This window comes from Nesterenkonia sp. CL21 (genome assembly GCF_031705515.1).
GTDB classification, from domain to species: Bacteria; Actinomycetota; Actinomycetes; order Actinomycetales; family Micrococcaceae; genus Nesterenkonia; species Nesterenkonia aethiopica.
Window position 1 is genome coordinate 559263 of sequence record NZ_JAUTWR010000001.1, and the last position, 18917, is coordinate 578179.

The 18917-nt window shown below is 70.1% G+C and carries 17 protein-coding genes; 12 read left to right on the forward strand and 5 right to left on the reverse strand.

The window, feature by feature from the left end; translation table 11 throughout:
• Positions 1 to 67 precede the first annotated feature (67 nt).
• Entirely contained in the window at positions 68 to 1396 is a 1329-nt protein-coding gene (locus tag Q7C18_RS02460; protein WP_083277605.1) for a UDP-glucose/GDP-mannose dehydrogenase family protein, read from the reverse strand.
• Between the two features lie 79 nt (positions 1397 to 1475).
• Positions 1476 to 2372 (reverse strand): IclR family transcriptional regulator, encoded by an 897-nt coding sequence (locus tag Q7C18_RS02465; protein WP_396954320.1) that lies wholly within the window; start codon positions 2370 to 2372, stop codon positions 1476 to 1478.
• Positions 2373 to 2569: 197 nt separating this feature from the next.
• Here Q7C18_RS02465 and leuC point away from each other — a divergent pair, with 197 nt between their 5' ends.
• The 6 genes from leuC (at position 2570) to Q7C18_RS02495 (ending at position 9200) form a co-directional block, all read left to right on the forward strand.
• Entirely contained in the window at positions 2570 to 4015 is a 1446-nt protein-coding gene (gene leuC, locus Q7C18_RS02470) for a 3-isopropylmalate dehydratase large subunit (RefSeq protein ID WP_311023990.1), read from the forward strand.
• Between the two features lie 32 nt (positions 4016 to 4047).
• The gene (gene leuD, locus Q7C18_RS02475; protein WP_070161023.1) at positions 4048 to 4647 is read left to right on the forward strand and encodes a 3-isopropylmalate dehydratase small subunit; all 600 of its coding nucleotides are present in this window, start codon (positions 4048 to 4050) and stop codon (positions 4645 to 4647) included.
• A gap of 184 nt (positions 4648 to 4831) precedes the next feature.
• Entirely contained in the window at positions 4832 to 6154 is a 1323-nt protein-coding gene (murA, locus tag Q7C18_RS02480) for a UDP-N-acetylglucosamine 1-carboxyvinyltransferase (protein ID WP_070161024.1), read from the forward strand.
• Positions 6155 to 6174: 20 nt separating this feature from the next.
• Complete coding sequence (locus Q7C18_RS02485) at positions 6175 to 6918, forward strand: 1-acyl-sn-glycerol-3-phosphate acyltransferase (RefSeq protein ID WP_070161026.1); 744 nt, start codon at positions 6175 to 6177, stop codon at positions 6916 to 6918.
• Positions 6919 to 6921: 3 nt separating this feature from the next.
• A complete protein-coding gene (locus Q7C18_RS02490) occupies positions 6922 to 7995 on the forward strand; it encodes an NAD(P)H-dependent glycerol-3-phosphate dehydrogenase (protein ID WP_311023991.1) in 1074 nt (357 codons plus the stop codon).
• 8 nt (positions 7996 to 8003) lie between these two features.
• Positions 8004 to 9200: a D-alanine--D-alanine ligase family protein gene (locus tag Q7C18_RS02495; protein ID WP_311023992.1), complete on the forward strand. Its 1197-nt coding sequence runs from the start codon at positions 8004 to 8006 to the stop codon at positions 9198 to 9200.
• 74 nt (positions 9201 to 9274) lie between these two features.
• Here the strand turns inward: Q7C18_RS02495 and Q7C18_RS02500 are convergent, their stop codons facing one another.
• Complete coding sequence (locus Q7C18_RS02500) at positions 9275 to 9790, reverse strand: DUF3515 domain-containing protein (RefSeq protein WP_070161028.1); 516 nt, start codon at positions 9788 to 9790, stop codon at positions 9275 to 9277.
• A 335-nt stretch (positions 9791 to 10125) separates the two neighbouring features.
• On the opposite strand from Q7C18_RS02500, the gene Q7C18_RS02505 reads away from it, so the two are divergent.
• From Q7C18_RS02505 to rsmD, 4 genes are all read left to right on the forward strand, one after another.
• On the forward strand, positions 10126 to 11166 hold the full coding sequence (locus Q7C18_RS02505; RefSeq protein ID WP_070161030.1) for an LCP family protein: 1041 nt from the start codon (positions 10126 to 10128) through the stop codon (positions 11164 to 11166).
• Between the two features lie 65 nt (positions 11167 to 11231).
• A complete protein-coding gene (locus Q7C18_RS02510) occupies positions 11232 to 12245 on the forward strand; it encodes a DAK2 domain-containing protein (protein WP_311023993.1) in 1014 nt (337 codons plus the stop codon).
• Positions 12242 to 14488, forward strand: coding sequence for an ATP-dependent DNA helicase RecG (locus Q7C18_RS02515; RefSeq protein WP_311023994.1), 2247 nt, complete (start codon positions 12242 to 12244; stop codon positions 14486 to 14488). The genes Q7C18_RS02510 and Q7C18_RS02515 overlap by 4 nt, the downstream gene beginning before the upstream one ends.
• Positions 14489 to 14550: 62 nt before the next feature.
• Positions 14551 to 15102 carry a 16S rRNA (guanine(966)-N(2))-methyltransferase RsmD gene (rsmD, locus tag Q7C18_RS02520; protein ID WP_311023995.1) on the forward strand — a complete coding sequence of 184 codons (552 nt, stop codon included), beginning with the start codon at positions 14551 to 14553 and terminating at the stop codon, positions 15100 to 15102.
• Between the two features lie 63 nt (positions 15103 to 15165).
• Here rsmD and Q7C18_RS02525 read toward each other — a convergent pair whose 3' ends face one another.
• A complete protein-coding gene (locus Q7C18_RS02525; RefSeq protein ID WP_311023996.1) occupies positions 15166 to 15990 on the reverse strand; it encodes a fused MFS/spermidine synthase in 825 nt (274 codons plus the stop codon).
• Between the two features lie 5 nt (positions 15991 to 15995).
• Positions 15996 to 17321, reverse strand: a complete 1326-nt coding sequence (locus Q7C18_RS02530; RefSeq protein WP_311023997.1) for an aminotransferase class I/II-fold pyridoxal phosphate-dependent enzyme — start codon at positions 17319 to 17321, stop codon at positions 15996 to 15998.
• 122 nt (positions 17322 to 17443) lie between these two features.
• Here Q7C18_RS02530 and coaD point away from each other — a divergent pair, with 122 nt between their 5' ends.
• Positions 17444 to 17926 (forward strand): pantetheine-phosphate adenylyltransferase, encoded by a 483-nt coding sequence (coaD, locus tag Q7C18_RS02535; protein ID WP_070161039.1) that lies wholly within the window; start codon positions 17444 to 17446, stop codon positions 17924 to 17926.
• Between the two features lie 81 nt (positions 17927 to 18007).
• Complete coding sequence (galU, locus tag Q7C18_RS02540; RefSeq protein ID WP_085437403.1) at positions 18008 to 18916, forward strand: UTP--glucose-1-phosphate uridylyltransferase GalU; 909 nt, start codon at positions 18008 to 18010, stop codon at positions 18914 to 18916.
• The last annotated feature ends 1 nt before the right edge of the window (position 18917 follow it).

Below are 18917 nucleotides of genomic sequence, written 5' to 3' on the forward strand. Positions count from 1 at the left end.
CCCGTGGTCCGAACGGCGCCATCCGGGCTGGCCCTCAGCCGTGGCCGGACCCAGTCATGGCTGGGTCTCAGTCCTGCGGGAACATCCGGCCCAGCTGGGCGAAGGTCCATCCGGCGGACTCCCACTGGCCCGCGTCCAGCACGTGGCGCGCGTCCAGGAAGTTCCTGGCAGCCACCACGTCCTCCAGATCCGCGGGCGTGAGGGCCTTGAACTCGTTCCACTCGGTGGTGAGCACCACGAGGTCGGCGTCCCGGGCCGCCTCGGCCAGCGAGTCGACGTATCCGAGCCGGGGGAAGCGCTTCGCGGCGTTCGCGTTGCCCTCCGGGTCGTAGACGAACACGTCGGCGCCGGCGTTGAACAGGCGGTTGGCCACATCCAGACCGGGGGAGTCCCGCACGTCGTCGGAGAGCGGCTTGAACGTCACGCCGAGCACGGCGATGCGCCGCCCGGCGAGGTCGCCGAGGATCTGTTCGGAGAGGGTGACCACGCGCTCGCGGCGACGCAGGTTGATCTGGTCCATCTCGTTGAGGAAGGTCATCGTGTGGTCCAGGCCGAGCTCGGAGACACGGGTCTGCAGGGCTCGGATGTCCTTGGGGAGGCAGCCGCCGCCGAATCCGACGCCGGCGTTGAGGAACTTGCGGCCGATGCGGGTGTCATGGCCGATGGCGTCCGCCAAGGTGCGGATGTCGCCGCCCACGGTCTCGGTCACCTCGGAGAAGGCGTTGATGAAGGAGATCTTGGTGGCCAGGAACGCGTTCGCGGCGACCTTGACCAGTTCCGCGGTCTCGAAGTCGGTGCTGACCCAGGGGGTCTCACGGCCGAGCGCCTCGGCGTAGACCTCGCGCAGCACGGCCTCGTCGGCCTCGGAACCGACGCCGACCACCAGCCGGTCGGGGCGGAGGGTGTCCTCCACGGCGAAGCCCTCGCGCAGGAACTCGGGGTTCCATGCCAGCGAGACGGAGACGTCGTCGCGGGACTCCTCGGCGATGAGGCTGCTGAGCCGACGCGCGGTGCCCACCGGCACGGTGGACTTGCCGACGATGAGGGAGTCCTTGGTGATGGCCTGAGCCAGGGAGACCGCGGCGGTGTCCACGTAGGTCAGGTCGGCCCCGGTGCCGCCGGCCTGCTGCGGGGTCCCGACGGCGATGAAATGGACGTCCGCCCATCCGCCGACGGCCTCCAGGTCAGTCGTGAAGCGCAGCCGGCCGGAGTCGACGTGGCGGCGGATGAGCTCGGGCAGGCCGGGCTCGTGGAAGGGCAGGTCTCCGCGGGAGAGATGTTCGATCTTCTCCGGGTCGACGTCGACGCCGACGACGTCGAAGCCCAGCTCCGCCATGCAGGCGGCGTGCGTGGCGCCCAGATATCCGGTACCGATGACACTGATGTTCTTGATCACGGACCCATCATAGGTGGGAGGTGACCGGCAGTGAGGGACGGCCCTGTCTGCGGCCTGTCTGTGACGGCTCGGAGCCCGGTCAGTGCCGTCCGAGATCCTCCCCCAGCCCGTGCTCGGCAGCGTCCGGGTTCTTCCTCACCAGCTCGGTCAGCTGGTGGGCGGCCTGGACCACCACCTCGGCGTGCTGGCGGCCCGGCTGCCTGGTCAGCCGCTCGATCGGGCCGGAGATGGACACTGCGGCGATCACGCGTCCGGAAGGGCCACGGACGGGGGCGGAGACCGATGCCACTCCGGGCTCCCGTTCGCCCAGGGACTCGCCCCAGCCGCGCCGCCGGACGCCGGCCAGCACCGTGGGGGTGAACCGGGCGCCCTGCAGCCCCTCGACGAGGCGCTCATGGTCCTCCCAGGCCAGCAGGACCTGCGCGGCGGAGCCGGCCTTCATGGAGAGCTGGGTCCCCACGGGGATGGAGTCGCGCAGGCCGATGGGCCGCTCCGCCGAGGCCACGCAGACGCGGGCGTCGCCCTGGCGGCGATAGAGCTGCGAGCTCTCTCCGGTGGCGTCCCGCAGCTTGAGCAGGATGGGGCCGGCCGCCGAGACGAGTCGGTCGTCTCCTGCGGCGGAGGCCAGCTCCGCCAGGCGGGATCCGATCACGTAGCGTCCCCGCACGTCGCGGCTGAGGAAGCGGTGGTGGATCAGCGCGGAGGCGAGTCGGTGCACGGTGGGACGCGCCAGCCCGGTGCACTCCACGAGCTGCGCCAGGGACGCCGGTCCGGCCTCCAGGGCGTCGAGGATCATCACGGACTTGTCCACGACGCCGATCCCGGACGGAGTGTGCAGCGGCCGCGGCGGATCCAGGGGAGGCTCGGTGGGCCTCGTGCGCGGCGGGGTGCTCGGCGAAGCCCCGGCCCGGGCGGAGGCGGGGCCGGTCGGTCGGGAGGCGCCGGATCGGGGAGCGCCGGATCGAGGGCTGGACATGGTCGACATCATACTGCGAAAAGCCCGGAAATCTCAGATAGTGAGACCTCGTGTCGCTGTCGGGGAGAGCACGGGACGCGCACACTCCTCTCTGCCGACCGGGCGTGTTCAGATAGTGAGACCCGGGCCTGCAGGTCTGGATACCATCTGGCATCGGTGCTTCTGTAGTGGTATAAGGCCGATTTCAGGAGGACCCCATGGCGGACAAGCCGCTGACGATGGCGGAGAAGGTGTGGCGCGAGCACGTCGTCGTGCCCGGTGAGGAGAAGGGCGGGCAGCGCACGCCGGACCTGCTCTACATCGACCTGCACCTCGTCCACGAGGTGACGTCGCCGCAGGCCTTCGAAGGGCTGCGGCTGGCCGACCGGCCCGTGCGCCGGCCTGATCTCACGATCGCCACCGAGGACCACAACACCCCGACCCTGGAGATCGACAAGCCGATCGCCGACCCGATCAGCCGCAAGCAGGTCGACACGCTGCGTGCGAACGCCGAGGAGTTCGGCATCCGGCTGCATTCGCTGGGCGATGACGACCAGGGCATCGTCCACGTCGTGGGCCCGCAGCTCGGACTCACCCAGCCCGGGATGACCGTGGTGTGCGGAGACTCCCACACCTCCACCCACGGAGCGTTCGGAGCTCTGGCCATGGGCATCGGGACCTCCGAGGTCGAGCATGTGCTGGCCACCCAGACGCTGTCGCTCAAGCCGTTCAAGACCATGGCGATCACAGTGGAGGGCACGCTGAAGCCGGGAGTCAGCTCCAAGGACATCATCCTGGCGGTCATCGCCAAGATCGGCACCGGAGGCGGCCAGGGCTATGTGCTCGAATACCGCGGCTCGGCGATCGAACAGCTCTCGATGGACGCCCGGATGACCATCTGCAACATGTCGATCGAGGCCGGCGCCCGAGCCGGCATGATCGCCCCCGATGAGACCACCTTCGACTACATCAAGGGACGTCCCCACGCGCCGCAGGGCGCGGACTGGGACGCGGCCGTCGAGAACTGGCGTGCGCTGCGCACCGACGACGGCGCAGAGTTCGACGCCGAGGTCGTGATCGACGCCGATGCGCTCGAGCCCTTCGTCACCTGGGGCACCAACCCGGGCCAGGGCGTGAGCCTCTCCGACACGGTGCCGGCTCCGGAGGACTTCGACGACCCCGTGGACCGGGAGTCCGCCGAGCGGGCCCTGAAGTACATGGACCTCGCCCCGGGTACGCCGATGCGGGACATCCGGGTGGACACCGTGTTCCTGGGATCCTGCACCAACTCGCGGATGGAGGACCTGCGGGCGGCCGCCGGGATCATCCGCGGTCGGGAGAAGGACCCTCAGGTGCGCATGATCGTGGTCCCCGGCTCCCAGAGGGTCCGCCTGCAGGCTGAGGCCGAGGGGCTGGACCAGGTGTTCAAGGAGTTCGGGGCCGAGTGGCGCTTCGCCGGGTGCTCGATGTGCCTGGGCATGAACCCGGACCAGCTGCAGCCGGGGGAGCGGTGCGCCTCCACCTCGAACCGCAACTTCGAAGGGCGCCAGGGCAAAGGTGGTCGCACGCACCTGGTGTCTCCGGTCGTGGCGGCGGCCACGGCGGTCCGCGGCACGCTCTCTGCGCCGTCGGACGTCCTGTCCACTGAGCCCCAGCCGGCCTGACCAGCGTGCCCCGACGAGGAGCTGACATAGCTATGGAACCCATCATTCGACACACCGGCGTCGGCGTGCCGCTGCGCGCCTCCAACGTCGACACCGACCAGATCATCCCGGCGGTGTACCTGAAGAGGATCACCCGCACCGGATTCGAGGACGCTCTGTTCTCGTCCTGGCGCAAGGATCCGGAGTTCGTCCTGAACCAGCCGGCCTACGCCCAGGGCACGGTGCTGGTGGCCGGCCCCGACTTCGGCACCGGCTCCTCCCGGGAGCACGCCGTCTGGGCGCTGAAGGACTACGGCTTCCGGGTGGTCGTCGCCTCCCGCTTCGCCGACATCTTCCGCGGCAACTCGGGCAAGCAGGGGCTGGTCACCGCTCAGGTGGCCCAGCCCGACGTCGAACTCATCTGGAAGGAGCTCGAGAAGGAGCCCGGCGCCGAGGTGCAGGTCGATCTGGAGGCCCGCACCGTGCGCTGCGGCTCGGTCGAGGCGAGCTTCGAGATCGACGACTACACGCGCTGGCGCCTCATGGAGGGGCTCGACGACATCTCCCTGACCCTCACCCGGGCGGAGGACATCGAGCAGTTCGAGGCCACCCGGCCCGAGTGGAAGCCGAAGACGCTGCCGGCCAGGATCTGAGACGGCTGCGGGTGTGACGCGGATCGCCGTCATCCTGGGGATCTGCTGAGTGCGAGCTGGACATCCGGTCCGTCATGGAATCGTTGCCTTCCCCCACGGCGGAATTGTCCGGGGGAGGCGTCCGGGTTGGATACAGTGGCATGGCTACATCTCCTGTGCTTCACGAAGGGACCGTCGAGTCACTATGGCCAAACTGCTCACCATCCAGGGTGGAAAGCCCCTCGAGGGCAGCGTCCGCGTCCGCGGCGCGAAGAACCTCGTTCCGAAGGCCATGGTCGCCTCTCTGCTCGGCAGCGAACCCTCGGAGCTCCGGAACGTCCCGGAGATCAAGGACGTCGAGATCGTCAAGAATCTGCTGACCATCCACGGCGTGACGGTCGACGTCGACCCGGAGACGGGGGACCTCACGCTGGACCCGCGCCGGATGCGCAACGCCGAGCACTCGGAGATCGACACCCACGCCGGAGACTCGCGGATCCCGATCCTGTTCTGCGGTCCGCTGATGCACAAGAACGGTGAGGCGTTCATCCCCGATCTCGGCGGGTGCCGCATCGGAGACCGTCCCATCGACTACCACCTCGAGGTGCTGCGCAACTTCGGCGCCGTGGTGGACAAACAGGTCACGGGCATCCACATCACCGCTCCGAAGGGCCTCAAGGGTGCCAAGCTCGACCTGCCCTACCCGTCCGTGGGGGCCACGGAGCAGGTGCTGCTCACGGCCGTCATGGCCGAAGGCATCACGGAGCTGAAGAACGCGGCGGTCGAGCCGGAGATCCACGATCTGATCGCCATCCTGCAGCAGATGGGCGCGATCATCTCCGTGAACACCGATCGCACCATCCGGATCGAAGGTGTGGACCGACTCAGCGGCTTCAAGCATCGAGCCATCCCGGACCGCAATGAGTCGGCGTCCTGGGCGTCGGCGGCGCTGGTGACCCGTGGTGACATCTACGTGCGCGGAGCGGCCCAGCGGGACCTGACCGCCTTCCTGAACACCTATCGGAAGATCGGCGGCGAGTTCGAGGTCGACGACGACGGGATCCGGTTCTGGCATGCCGGCGAGCCGCTCAAGCCCTTGGTGCTGGAGACCGACGTGCACCCGGGCTTCATGACCGACTGGCAGCAGCCCATGGTCGTGGCCCTCACTCAGGCCCACGGCGTGTCCATCGTCCATGAGACGGTCTATGAGAACCGCTTCGGCTTCACCGAGGCGCTCAAGCGCATGGGGGCCTCCATCCAGCTGCACCGTGAGTGCCTCGGGTCCAATCCCTGCCGCTTCGGCCAGCGCAACTTCCTCCACTCCGCTGTGATCTCCGGGCCGTCGGAGCTGAAGGGCACCGACATCGACGTGCCGGACCTGCGCGGCGGCTTCTCCCACCTCATCGCCGCGCTGGCGGCCCAGGGCACCTCCCGGGTCACCGGGATCGAGATCATCAATCGCGGCTATGAGCGGTTCATCGACAAGATCGCAGGACTCGGCGCCGACGTCGAGATGACTGAGCGCTGAGCCTCGGTAGGCTTCTGTCTGTGACTTCCCGACGAGACGACGCGCCCTCGCTGGGCTTCCGCACCGCCGCCGCCGTCGTGCGCCCTGCCCTGAACCTCGTGATCGGCAAGCAGTGGGACGGGCTCGACCGGCTGCCCCGGCAGGGGTACATCGTGGTGGCCAACCACGTCACCGAGATCGACCCGCTGGCCGTGGCCCACGCGGTCTACAGCTCCGGGAGCACGCCGCACTTCCTGGCGAAGGACGCCCTGTTCCGGGCTCCGGCGCTGGGGACCCTGCTGCGTCGGCTCCAGCAGATCCCGGTGGCCCGTGACCAGCGGGACGCCCAGTCGTCGCTGACCGTGGCGGGTGAGGTCATCGCTCAGGGCGGGGCTATCATCATCTATCCCGAGGGCACGCTGACGCGGGATCCGCAGCTGTGGCCCATGCGTGCGAAGACCGGGGCGGCGCGTCTCGCGCTGACCACCGGAGCGCCGGTGGTGCCGATCACCCACTGGGGCGTCCAGGACCTCCTGGCGCCCTACGGCCGCGTGCCCACGGTGCTGCCCCGTCCGCGTTATCGGCTGCTCGTCGGTGACGAGGTCGACCTCTCGGACCTCCGGGAGGGCCCCATGACCCGCACGGCGCTGGCCCGGGCCACGGAGCGCATCGAAGATGCGCTCACGGCCGGCGTGGCTGAGCTGCGCGGTGAGGAGCCCCCTGAGCTCATCTGGGACCGTGCCCTGCGCCAGCGTGTTCCGCGCCGTCAGATCGAGGAGTCGTGATCCATGAGCGCACAGAGCGTCAGACCGTCCACCGGGGCTCCTGAGGGAGCGCCCGGGGCCGCACGCATCGCCGTGCTCGGCGCCGGCAGCTGGGGGACCACCTTCGCCAAGGTCCTCGGCGACGCCGCCGTGGCCTCGGGGGCCCCTGCGGAGATCGTGCTGTGGGCTCGCCGCGAGGAGATCGCCCGTGAGATCACCGAGCGACGGACGAACTCCACCTACCTGGGGGACATCGTCCTGCCTCCGGGCATCCGCGCGACCACCGACGTCGCCGAGGCCGTCACCGGTGCCGAGGTCGTGGTGCTGGCGGTCCCGGCGCAGTCGCTGCGGTCGCACCTGGCCGCCGTCGGTGCGGCGTTGGGTGAGCGTGCCGTGCTGGTGTCCCTGATCAAGGGGCTCGAGCGAGGCTCGGACATGCGCATGTCCGAGGTCATCATCGAGGAGCTCGGCGTCGGGGCCGATCGTGTCGCCGTCGTCTCCGGCCCGAACCTCGCCATGGAGATCGCCCGCCAGGAGCCCACCGCGTCGGTCGTCGCCTGTGAGGACGCCGCCGTCGCCGAACGTGTCGCCGCGCTGTGCAACAATCCCTACTTCCGGCCCTACACGAACACCGACGTCGTGGGCGTGGAGATCGCCGGCATCGTGAAGAACGTGATCGCCCTGGCCGTGGGGATCTGCGACGGACAACGGCTCGGAGACAACTCCAAGGCGTCCGTGATCACCCGCGGCCTCGCCGAGACGACCCGTCTGGCGACCGTGCTCGGCGGTCGTCTGGAGACCTTCTCCGGCCTCGCGGGGCTAGGGGACCTGGTGGCGACCTGCGCCTCTCCGCTGTCCCGGAACCGGACCGCGGGGCGTCTGCTGGGAGACGGCCTGTCCGCGGATGAGGTGACCGCCGAGCTGACACAGACCGCCGAGGGCATGAAGTCCGGATCGGCGGTGGTCGACCTGGCCCGCCGACATGGTGTGGAGATGCCGATCTCCGAGGCCGTCGTAGCAGTCCTGGACGGATCCCTGGCTGTGGACCGGATCGCCACCCTCCTGCTCGCCCGAGACCTCAAACCCGAAGGGAAGTGACTCCTTCCATGTCCGAGAGCACCGTGCCGCGCACCACCGTCGATGACGGACTGCGGGTGGCTGCCCAGGGCTCGAGCGCCCGTCCGCGCGTGCTGGTCCTCTACGGCGGGCAGTCCTCGGAGCATGCCGTCTCCTGTGTGACGGCCGCCGGAGTGCTGAAGGCCGTCGACGGGGAGCGGTTCGATGTCGTGCCGGTCGGGATCACCTCGAACGGGCAGTGGACCCGTCCGGCGGTGGACCCCCGCACCCACACCTTCGCCGACGGCGAGCTGCCCCGGGTGCGGCCCACCGAGTCCACCGTGGCCCTGCACGGCGCCTCCAACGGCACCGGGGAACGTCGGTGCGAGCTCCTGGAGGTCGGCCCGGCGGGGAAGACGTCCTCCCTGGGTCCGGTGGACGTCGTGCTGCCGCTGCTGCACGGCCCCTTCGGCGAGGACGGCACGGTGCAGGGGCTGCTCGAGTCGGTCGGCGTGCCCTATGTGGGAGCTGGGGTGCTCGCCTCCGCCGTCGGAATGGACAAGCACTTCATGAAGCTGGCCTTCGAGGCCGCCGGGCTGACGGTGGGGCCCTATGAGACGCTGACGGCCCGCCAGTGGCGCCGAGACCCGGGGGCAGCCCTCCAACGGGTGCGCGGCCTGAATCTTCCGGTGTTCGTCAAGCCCGCTCGGGCCGGGTCCTCGGTGGGGATCACCCGGGTCGATGCCTGGGAGCAGTTGGAGGAGGCCGTCGCCCTGGCCCAGAAGCATGACCCGAAGGTCGTCGTGGAACAGGGGATCTCGGGCCGCGAGATCGAATGCGGCGTGCTGGACGGCCATGACGGTCAGCCGCCCCGGGCTTCCCAGCTGGGGGAGATCGTGGTCCACGACGGCGGCGAGTCCCACCAGTTCTATGACTTCACGGCCAAATACACGGATGCTGCGGCCGCCGACCTCAGCTGTCCTGCCGACCTGCCTGTCGAGGCGGCCGAGGAGATCCGGCGTCAGGCGGTCGTCGCCTTCGAGGCGGTGGACGCTGAGGGGATTTCGCGGGTGGACTTCTTCTACACCGACGACGGCGACGTCGTGATCAACGAGATCAACACCATGCCGGGGTTCACGCCGATCAGCATGTATCCGCAGATGTGGCACGCCACCGGGATCCAGTACCCGGAGCTCATCGCCGAGCTCATCACGCTGGCCCTTCAGCGGCCCGTCGGCCTGCGCTGACCCGGCCTGCGCTGATCCGGCCTGGGCTGCCCCGGCCGGGACGGCGGAGAGGCCGCCGCGCCCGAGCGTCAGGGTCAGTGATGGGACTCCGCATGGTCGGAGTCCGCCGAGTCCTCGGTCACCGCGTCCGAATCCTCGGTGCCCTCGATCTCCTGTTCGGTGGACGTGCACCCGCGCGTCTGCTCCACCCGCTCGACGGCCGTGGCCAGGGCCAGCATGACGGTGGAGGACGGGATCTCGTCGACGTCGAGAAGGACCTCCACCGCGGGCTCCCGGCCGTAGCTGACCAGTCGCCAGTCCGACCCCTCCTCCTCGACGGCGAGCCAGTCGACGCCGTCGGCAGTCACACAGTGCTCCGGGCTCGGTCCGGGCGGCTCGACGCCGCATCTCGCCACCACGCGGCTCGGGTCGCCCCAGACCGAGGTCCCCTGGGAGTTGGTCTCCCGCTGGTGGTGTCCGTCGATGGTCTCCGGCAGCGCGAGCATGACCTCTGCACAGACCGGGTCGGAGGCGTAGGGGGCGGGCTCCACGGTGGCGGCGCCTCCGGGGGCGCACGAGCTCAGCACCAGCGCGGCAGGGGCGAGCAGCATCGCCGTCTTCCGTCGCCCGGCGGGCGACGCTGACCAAGGACGCATCCAGCTCCGAGCCGGGGCGGACGGTCCGGTGTACGAACCGGTTCCCGGCCGAGCACGCAGTGAGGCACGGGAGGATGCGCGGAACCTTGCTGGGGACGAGGCGGAGCTCATGGAGGACACGCTAGCGGAGGACTGCGGACTGAGGATGCAGCGCCGCTGTCATGGCCTGTCACAGTTCTGGCATATCCTGGAACGACGTCGACCCATCCGTTGCACGTCGACCGCCGGACGCCGTGTGCGGGCATAGCCCGCCGTCCGGGGGCATGGGCGCGCTCAGCTGAGGAGAACACATGGCAGAAGAGACCGTCGAAGAGTCGCGCCGGCGCAGGAAGCGGCGCAGCCGGCTCACCATCGGCATCGTGCTGGGGTCCCTGGTGGTGCTGGTGGCAGGTGCCCTGGTCGCTTCGCTGCTGTACCTGAACTCGCTCTCTCGCAGCTACGAGGAGAACGTCCAGACGTTCGGGGACGAGGAGACCTTCCCCGATGAGGCGGACCGTCCGGAGAAGGACGAGGACGACGAGTCCATCAACATCCTGCTCATCGGCTCCGACGACCATGGAGGCTCCGGCGAGTCGGAGGACCTGCCCCGTGTGCCGCAGGGCGGACGCTCGGACACGATGATGCTGGTGCACATCCCGGCGGACCGGGACAGCGTGCAGGTCATGTCGATCCCGCGTGATCTGTGGGTGGAGGTGCCGGGCCACGGCTGGCACAAGGTCAACGCTCCGCTGGCGCTCGGTGGGATCTCGCTGACCGTCCAGACCCTGGAGGGCCTCTTCGACGCGCGGATCGATCACATCGCGTCGGTGGACATGCTCGGCTTCATCGGCCTGGTGGACGCCCTCGGCGGCGTCGACGTCAACTCCAGCTACCCGGAGTCCTTCACAACCGGTGAGGGCTACACCTTCGAGCCCGGGGTCCAGCACATGGACTCTGAGCAGGCGCTGTCCTTCGTCCGCCACCGCGCGACGTTCCCTGACGGCGATCTCCAGCGCGTGCGCAACCAGCAGGCCTTCATCCGCGCCGTGATCCAGGAGTCGGTCTCCCCGTCGAACCTCACCAACCCGGGGCAGGTGCAGGACATGGTGGAGACCTTCGCACCCCACCTGGTGGTGGATGAGACCCTCGACTCCTCGACGGTGGCCTCCCTGGGCTGGCAGATGCGCGGCGCGGTCAGCGACATCCAGCTGTTCACCCTCCCCACCGGGGACTCGGGCCGATCGGCGGACGGCCAGTGGATCTGGAACCAGGACACCCAGGCGATCTCGGAGATCTCCGAGGCGCTCAGCGATGGCACGCTGCAGGAGTACGTGGACGACAACGACCTCTGAGGGCACCGCCGCGAGGCGGAGTCCGACAACCGGGGTGGTGGGGTCGGCAGGACCGGAGGAGGGCCATGAGAGGAAAGGTCAGAGGTCGGCAGGCGGTGCTGGCATGGTTCCAGCTCGCCGAACAGACCCTGGAGTCCCGCCGCGGACAGCTGGACCGGCTCAACGTCTTCCCGGTGCCGGACTCGGACACCGGCGCGAACATGCTTGCGGCCATGCGGACGTGTCGCGCCGCGGTGGAGGCATCCCGGGAGGATGACCTGGGGGCGCTGCTGGCGACGGCAGGATCGACGGCGATGGTCGAGGCCCACGGCAATTCCGGGACCCTGCTGGCGGTCCTGCTCTCCGGCATCGGGGAGCCGCTGCACGGGCATGAGCGGCTCACCGTGCCGGGCCTGGCCGACGCCCTGGAACGAGGGAGCCTGCGGGCCTGGACCGCTCTGTCCGAACCGGTGGCAGGCACCATGCTCTCCGTGATCGATGCCGTCTCCGAGCGGGTCCGAGCCGGTCTCGCCGGTGCTGCGGAGCTGGAGAGCCGCGCCGCCCTGGAGGGGAGCCTCCGTGAGGCGATCGCGGCCGGCAGGACCGCCGTGGCCGCCACCGTCGACGAACTGGACGTGCTGCGCCGGGCGGGCGTCGTCGACGCCGGAGGCACCGGACTGCTGCTCATCCTGGACGCCCTGCGCGCGACCGTGTGCGGCGAGGAGCTCGACGACGACCTGCTCGACGGTCTTCCGGGCCTGCCCGGTGCACCCGCTGCGGGCGGCGCGCGAACTCCCGAGGGCGACCTCCACGGACGGAGCGTCGGCCCTGCCGCGCCGGCGAGGGAAGCACCGGGTCCTCCGCTGGTGGAGATCATGGCCACGGTCCGGCTCGACCCGCTGGGGGCGGCCTCTCTGCGCCACCGTCTGGACGAGCTGGGGGACTCGGTGATCATCACCCCGGTGGACGTCGAAGCGGATGCCGCCGGCGCGTACCGATGGCGCATCCACGTCCACACCGCACGGCGCGGACCGACCTCCGAGGCCATCCGATCGGCCGGCTCGGTCGAGGCCCTGACCCTCACGGAGCTCGGCGCATGACGGCTCACGGATCCGTCCAGGGCCCGGAGACCCCGCTGGGTCGACTGCTGGGCGACGCCTCGGCGCGGACCCTGGAGCGGGAGCTGAGCCTGCACACCGCCGAGGACCTGCTCAACCACATCCCGCGTCGGTGGGTCGAGCACGGGCAGCTCTCCTCTCTGGCGGAGCTCCGCGAGGACGAACACGTCACGTTCGTCGCGCGGGTGGTGAGCGCCTCGAAGCGTCGCATGCAGCGGCGTCGCGGGTTCCTCGTGGAGGTCGTGGTGGAGGACGACGACGGCGTCCGGCTCCAGATGGCGTTCTTCCAGGGGCATCAGGCCTTCCGTGACCTGACCTCGGGCGCCCGGGCGATGTTCCACGGGAAGGTGGGCAGCTACGGCGGGCGCCTCACGCTGAACAATCCCGACTACTCGGTGCTCCCCGAGGACGGGGACGTCGGACCGGGAGCTGACTCCCGTGGTCCGGCGGGCGTTCCGCTGCCCGGCGAGGGGCAGTCGACGCCGGTGCCTCTGTATCCGGCCACGGCGAAGGTCTCCAGTTGGGAGATCTACCGGTGTGTTCGTCTCGTCCTGGACATGGTGGATCTCGACGCCTGGCCGGATCCGGTCCCCACGGAGGTGTCCGAGAGTGAGGGCCTGCGCGGACTGGCGACGGCGTATCTGCTGATCCATCGGCCCGCTCGTCTGGAGGACCCCGCCGAAGGGCTGAAGCGACTTCGCTTCCAGGAGGCGTTCCTGCTGCAGGCTCTGCTCGCCAGGCGCAGAGTGCTCGCCGGCTCCGGGGTCGGGCGTCCCGCCCCACGCCGGGAGGACGGCCTGCTCGGCGTGTTCGACGCCGCCCTGCCGTTCACCCTCACCGAGGGCCAGCGCCGCTGCGGGGAGCTGATCGCCGAGGACCTCTCCGGTGCGGCGCCGATGAACAGGCTTCTGCAGGGCGAGGTCGGCTCGGGAAAGACGTTGGTGGCGCTGCGAGCCATGCTGCAGGTGGTCGACGCCGGCGCCCAGGCGGCACTGGTGGCGCCCACCGAGGTGCTGGCGGCCCAGCACGAAAGGTCCTTGCGGGGCATGCTCGGAGCTTTGGCGGGCACGGATCTGCTCTCGGCCTGGGACGCCCCTGACGACGCGCCGGCGGTCACCGTGACCCTGCTGACGGGGTCGATGAGCACGGCGGAGCGGAAACAGGCGCTGTTGGACATCGCCTCCGGCAGGGCCGGCATCGTGGTGGGGACCCATGCTCTGCTGGGGGAGAAGGTGCAGTTCGCGGACCTCGGCCTCGTCGTCGTCGACGAGCAGCACCGGTTCGGCGTGGAGCAGCGGGACGCCCTGCGGCACCGGTACCCGGTGACCCCCCATATGCTCGTGATGTCGGCGACCCCCATTCCCCGGTCGGTGGCGATGACGGTCTTCGGCGATCTGGAGCTGACGATGCTGGCCGGCCTCCCGGCCGGCCGCCAGCCGATCCGCACCCATGTGGCGCGGATGACCCAGGGGCCTCGGATCATCGGCAGAGTCTGGGAGCGGATCGCCGAGGAGGTGGCCGCCGGACATCAGGCCTACGTGGTCTGTCCCAAGATCTCCGAGTCGGACCAGCGTGAGGACCCGGCCACCGGTGTGCAGATCGAACAGGACGCCTCCGTCGAGCTGCTGGCGGACCGGCTGGCGGAGCATCCGCTGATCGGCCGGCTGCGACTGGCGAGCCTGCATGGCCGGATGGACTCCTCCGAGAAGGAGGAGGTGATGACGGCCTTCGAACGCGGCGAGATCGACGTGCTGCTCTCCACCACGGTCATCGAGGTCGGGGTCGACGTCCCCAACGCCACGGTGATGGCGGTGCTCGACGCTGACGCCTTCGGCATCTCCACCCTCCACCAGCTGCGGGGCCGGATCGGACGAGGCTCCGCCCAGGGGCTGTGCCTGCTGGTCACCCGGCTGCCGGACGGCCACCCGTCTCTGGAGCGTCTGGAGGAGGTGGCCGCGCACAGCGACGGCATGCAGCTGGCCCGGCTGGATCTGCAGCGCCGTCGGGAGGGCGATGTGCTCGGGGCCTCGCAGGCGGGACGGAGCTCCACGCTGAAGCTGCTGCGCATCGTGCGCGACGAGGGGATCATCAGCTCGGCCGCCGACCATGTCCAGGCGCTCACCGCGAACGACCCTGGATGGGAGGGCCATCCGCAGCTGCGGGAGGCGATCGACTCCTGGATCGCGCGCAGCGACGGCGCCGACGCCTATATTGAACGCGGCTGAGGCGCCGGAGACGACGCCGGAGACGACAGGGAACCGGAGACCCACCGAGAAGGAGGACCGCCGTGGCGCGGATCATCGCGGGCACGCATAAGGGACGTCGTCTGGCGGCCGTTCCGGGGGAGGGGACGCGTCCCACCAGCGACCGGGTCAAGGAATCGCTGTTCTCCCGGCTGGAGGGCTATGACGCGATCGGCGACGCCGTCGTGGTGGACCTGTTCGCCGGCTCCGGGGCACTGGGACTGGAGGCGCTGAGTCGGGGTGCCCGTCGCGCGGAGCTGGTGGATCGGGCCGAGCCGGCGCTACGGACCCTGCGACGCAACGCGGCCCTGTTCGACGCCGGGGCAGTCACCGTCCAGAAGTCCGAGGCGCTGCGCCATCTTCGCCGCCGGGAGGGCGAACCGATCGAGCTGCTGTTCCTGGATCCGCCCTATGCCTTCACCGAGCAGCAGCTCGCCGAGGTGCTCGCCGCCGCGGTGCCGCAGCTGCATCCGGCGGCCACCGTGGTGGTGGAGCGGGAGTCCCGCAGTCCGGAGCCGCAGTGGCCCGCTGGACTGGAACGGTTCCAAGATCGTGCGTACGGCACCACGCGGCTCTGGTTCGCGGAGCCGGCCTGAGCGTGCGCCTCTCCGCCGGATGATCTCAGCGGCGGCTTCGCCCGTCAGGGGCTTCGGCGTCGGTCAGAGGCCGAGCCATTGCCGCAGCTCGTCTCCGGTGAGGACGTCCCCCGGATGGGGGCCGGCCGCCCATACGGCTTCGGCGGCCCGGGTGGGCACCGGCTCCCCGAGGGCGGCGACCACCAGGTTCCCCGCCGTCGCGCCGGCGAGCACGTCGGCCGGGGCGGTGACCAGCAGCCGGGAGGGGTCCGCGCCTGCGGCTGCGTGGAGGATCCGCCGGATCAGGGGCCGGGCGAAGTGCAGCCCCGGGTCGTCGCCGAGGTTCATCACCAGCACCCCGTCATCGTCCACGGTGCGAGCCACGTGGGCGCAGAACGTCGCCGAGGTGAGCTGGTCCGGAGCGTGCGCGCCGTTGAAGAGATCGACGACGACGGCGTCGTGACGCTCGCCCTCGAGCTCCCCGCCGTCGGCCAGGGCCGCCGCGGCGTCGGCGACCACGGTGCGGGGGCGGGTGCGCATGGGCAGATGCTCGAGTACGAAGTCCATCAGCTCGGGCTCGAAGTCCAGCACGGTCTGCTCAGGGGGCGGCAGCCGGCGCTGCCCGGCGCGGTGCTCCACCCATCGAGGCAGGGTCAGGGCGCCGGCGCCGAGATGCAGCACGGACCAGGGCCGCTCCGCCGACCACCCCGCCAGCGCGTCCAGGACGGCGGCGATGCGCAGCGTGTAGTCGTGGAGCAGCCACCCTGGGTCGTCGGTCTCCACATGGGACTGCTCCACGCCGTCGATGGTGAGCATGACCCCGGCCTCGGTGAGCTCGTCCTGGCGGAGCTCTGCCACGGTCCCGGAGGCGGAGAGACGGATGCGTCGGGGGAGGCGGGCGCGGTCCACAGGAATCACTCCAGGGCCGCGGGGAGGTGGGTGCGCAGGCGGCGCACCGCCTCTTCGAGGGTCGCAGGGTCCTTGCAGAAGGCGAACCGGACCAGATGTTGGAGCTCGTCGTCGAGGGAAGCGCGATGCTGGATGGTCAGCGCGGAGACGGGGATCGCGGCGACGCCGGCCCGGCGGACCAGAAGATCGCAGAACGCCGGTCCGGGAAGGTCGGTGATCGCGCGGATGTCGGCGACCACGAAGTATCCGGCCTCAGCGCGGTGCGGGCGCAGTCCCACGTCGGCGAGGCCGGCGCGCAGCAGGTCGCGTCCCGCGGCGAGCTCGGCGACGTTCGCGGCGAAGAATCCGTGATCGTCCCGCAGCCCCTGGGCGACCGCCCACTGGTAGGCGGGACCGGAGGAGAAGCTCAGGAACTGCTTGACGCCGCGCACCTGGTTCAGCAGCCGCGCGGACCCGGTGACCCAGCCGACCTTCCAGCCGGTCACGGAGAAGGACTTCCCGGCCGATCCCACCGCCACGGCGACCTCGTCGGCGCCCGGCACGGCCAGGATGGTCTGATGCTGGTGGGCGGCGTCCTCGAAGACGAGATGCTCATAGACCTCGTCGCACATGATGCGCAGGCCGTGCCTGCGCGCGATGTCCACGATGCGCCGCAGCTCCTCCGCACTGAAGACGGTGCCGGTGGGATTGTGCGGGGTGTTCAGCAGGATCAGCGACGTCCGCTCGGTGACGGCCGCTTGGAGCGCTTCGACGTCGGGCCTGAAGTCCGGCCCCCGCAGCGGCACCCCGATGAGCTCGGCCCCGGCGAGCGCCGCGCAGGCTCCGTAGGAGTCGTAGTGGGGCTCGAACGTGAGGACTTCGGATCCGGGCTCGGCGAACGCCAGGATCGCCGCGGTGATGCCTTCCGTGGCGCCCGTGGTGATCATGACCTGGTCGACGGGGTCCAGCTCCACGCCGTAGCGGGCCCGGTGCGCATCGGCCACGGCGGCCCGAAGCACCGGCAGCCCCGTGCCGGGGGCGTACTGGTTGGTCGGTCCGACGTCGGGGTCCGTGATGGCTTCGGCCGCGGCGTCGGTGAGCCACCGGGGTCCGTCCCGGTCGGGGAAGCCCTGGCCGAGGTTCACGGCTCCGTGGTGCAGCGCCGCCGCAGTGGTGCGTTCGTAGACGGTGGGCAGGACGCGCCCGGAGGCGAAGTCATAGGTGTTCGCGCCGATGGACGCCTTGACCCACAGGGGGCGGTGGTCCAGGGGCGCCCGGGAGGCCGTCGCGCCTCCGGCCTCGGCGGCGGACTCGCCACCGGTCGCGGAGCTGGGGTCAGGGCGGGAGAGCATGCCTCCCATCGTAGACAGTTCCTGCTCGACACTTCCTGCTCGGGTCTTCCCGTTCGACATCCGGCAGACACATCGCCGTCGGCTCCCACTCGGCGGTGATCACCTGCAGTAGGGTCCTGTACATGCAGTCTGCTGTGTGCCCCGGATCATTCGACCCCCTGCACAACGGGCATGTCGAGATCATCGCCCGTGCCTCGAACCTCTTCGACGAGGTCATCGTCGCTGTGTCCCCGAACATGCACAAGGCCCCGATGTTCTCGGTGGAGGAGCGCATGGAGATGGCGCAGGAGACCTTCTCGTATGTGCGCGGCGTGACGGTCAAGCCGCTCGGGGAGGGGCTGCTGACGGAGTTCTGCCGTGCCCACGGAGCCAATGCGGTGGTCAAGGGGCTCCGCGACGCGAAGGACCTGGCCTATGAGACGCCCATGGCCACGATGAATCGCCATCTCTCCGGCCTGGAGACGGTCTACCTCCCGGCGGACGGCCGGTACACGCATCTGTCCTCGACGCTGATCAAAGAGGTGCACCGCCTCGGAGGGGACGTCTCGGAGCATGTGCCGCGCGCTGTGCAGCGGCGGCTCGCCGACCGGCGTCATGAGAGCTGACCGGGGGCGGGGCGACGTCGGCGCCGTGTTAGATTCCCGGATACCAGTGTCGTCCAGTCCAGAGAGAGGTCGAGGAGCACCATGAAGCCGATCACCAAGGCCGTCATCCCCGCGGCGGGTCTGGGGACCCGTTTCCTTCCGGCGACGAAGGCGATGCCCAAGGAGATGCTGCCGGTGGTCGATGAGCCGGCCATCCAGTACGTGGTGGCTGAAGCCTCTGCGGCGGGCCTGGACGACATCCTGATGATCACCGGGCGGAACAAGCGCTCGCTGGAGGACCATTTCGACCGGGTCCCGGCGCTTGAGGCGACGCTGGAGGCCAAGGGCGACGAGGAGAAGCTCGCCGCCGTCCGGGAGGCCACCGAGCTGGGGGACATCCATTATCTGCGACAGGGCGATCCCAAGGGCCTCGGGCATGCGGTCCTGTGTGCCCGCCAGCACGTCGGCGAGGAGCCCTTCGCCGTCCTGCTGGGCGATGACCTGATCGACTCGCGTGATGAGCTCCTGACCACGATGCTGCAGACGCAGCGTGACCTGGGAGGGTCCGTGATCGCGGTGATGGAGGTCCCGCTCGAGGACATCAGCGCCTACGGTGTGGTCGACACCGGTGGGCGGGGGACCGGGCAGGCCGAGAACGGCGACACCGTGGTGCCGGTGACGCGGCTCGTGGAGAAGCCGCCGGCCGAGGAGGCGCCGTCGAACCTGGCGATCATCGGCCGCTATGTGCTTCATCCGGCGATCTTCGACCAGCTCGAGCAGACCCCTCCGGGGCGGGGCGACGAGATCCAGCTGACCGACGCCCTGGAGGCGATGGCGCAGCGGCCCGTCGAGGAGGGCGGCGGCGTCCACGCCGTCGTGTTCCGCGGACGTCGCTATGACACCGGGGACAAGCTCAGCTACATCAAGGCCGTGGTGACCCTCGCCGTGGACCGGGAGGACCTCGGCCAGGACCTGCGGGGCTGGCTCAAGGAGTTCGTGACCCAGCTGTGAG

Excerpts from the sequence above, each read along its gene's own strand:
- Q7C18_RS02465 (WP_396954320.1), bottom strand. The coding sequence starts at position 2,372 with ATGTCCAGCCCTCGATCCGGCGCTCCCCGATCCGGCGCCTCCCGACCG.
- leuC (WP_311023990.1), top strand. The coding sequence starts at position 2,570 with ATGGCGGACAAGCCGCTGACGATGGCGGAGAAGGTGTGGCGCGAGCAC.
- leuD (WP_070161023.1), top strand. The coding sequence starts at position 4,048 with ATGGAACCCATCATTCGACACACCGGCGTCGGCGTGCCGCTGCGCGCC.
- murA (WP_070161024.1), top strand. The coding sequence starts at position 4,832 with ATGGCCAAACTGCTCACCATCCAGGGTGGAAAGCCCCTCGAGGGCAGC.
- Q7C18_RS02490 (WP_311023991.1), top strand. The coding sequence starts at position 6,922 with ATGAGCGCACAGAGCGTCAGACCGTCCACCGGGGCTCCTGAGGGAGCG.
- Q7C18_RS02495 (WP_311023992.1), top strand. The coding sequence starts at position 8,004 with ATGTCCGAGAGCACCGTGCCGCGCACCACCGTCGATGACGGACTGCGG.
- Q7C18_RS02500 (WP_070161028.1), bottom strand. The coding sequence starts at position 9,790 with ATGCTGCTCGCCCCTGCCGCGCTGGTGCTGAGCTCGTGCGCCCCCGGA.
- Q7C18_RS02505 (WP_070161030.1), top strand. The coding sequence starts at position 10,126 with ATGGCAGAAGAGACCGTCGAAGAGTCGCGCCGGCGCAGGAAGCGGCGC.
- Q7C18_RS02510 (WP_311023993.1), top strand. The coding sequence starts at position 11,232 with ATGAGAGGAAAGGTCAGAGGTCGGCAGGCGGTGCTGGCATGGTTCCAG.
- Q7C18_RS02515 (WP_311023994.1), top strand. The coding sequence starts at position 12,242 with ATGACGGCTCACGGATCCGTCCAGGGCCCGGAGACCCCGCTGGGTCGA.
- Q7C18_RS02530 (WP_311023997.1), bottom strand. The coding sequence starts at position 17,321 with ATGCTCTCCCGCCCTGACCCCAGCTCCGCGACCGGTGGCGAGTCCGCC.
- coaD (WP_070161039.1), top strand. The coding sequence starts at position 17,444 with ATGCAGTCTGCTGTGTGCCCCGGATCATTCGACCCCCTGCACAACGGG.
- galU (WP_085437403.1), top strand. The coding sequence starts at position 18,008 with ATGAAGCCGATCACCAAGGCCGTCATCCCCGCGGCGGGTCTGGGGACC.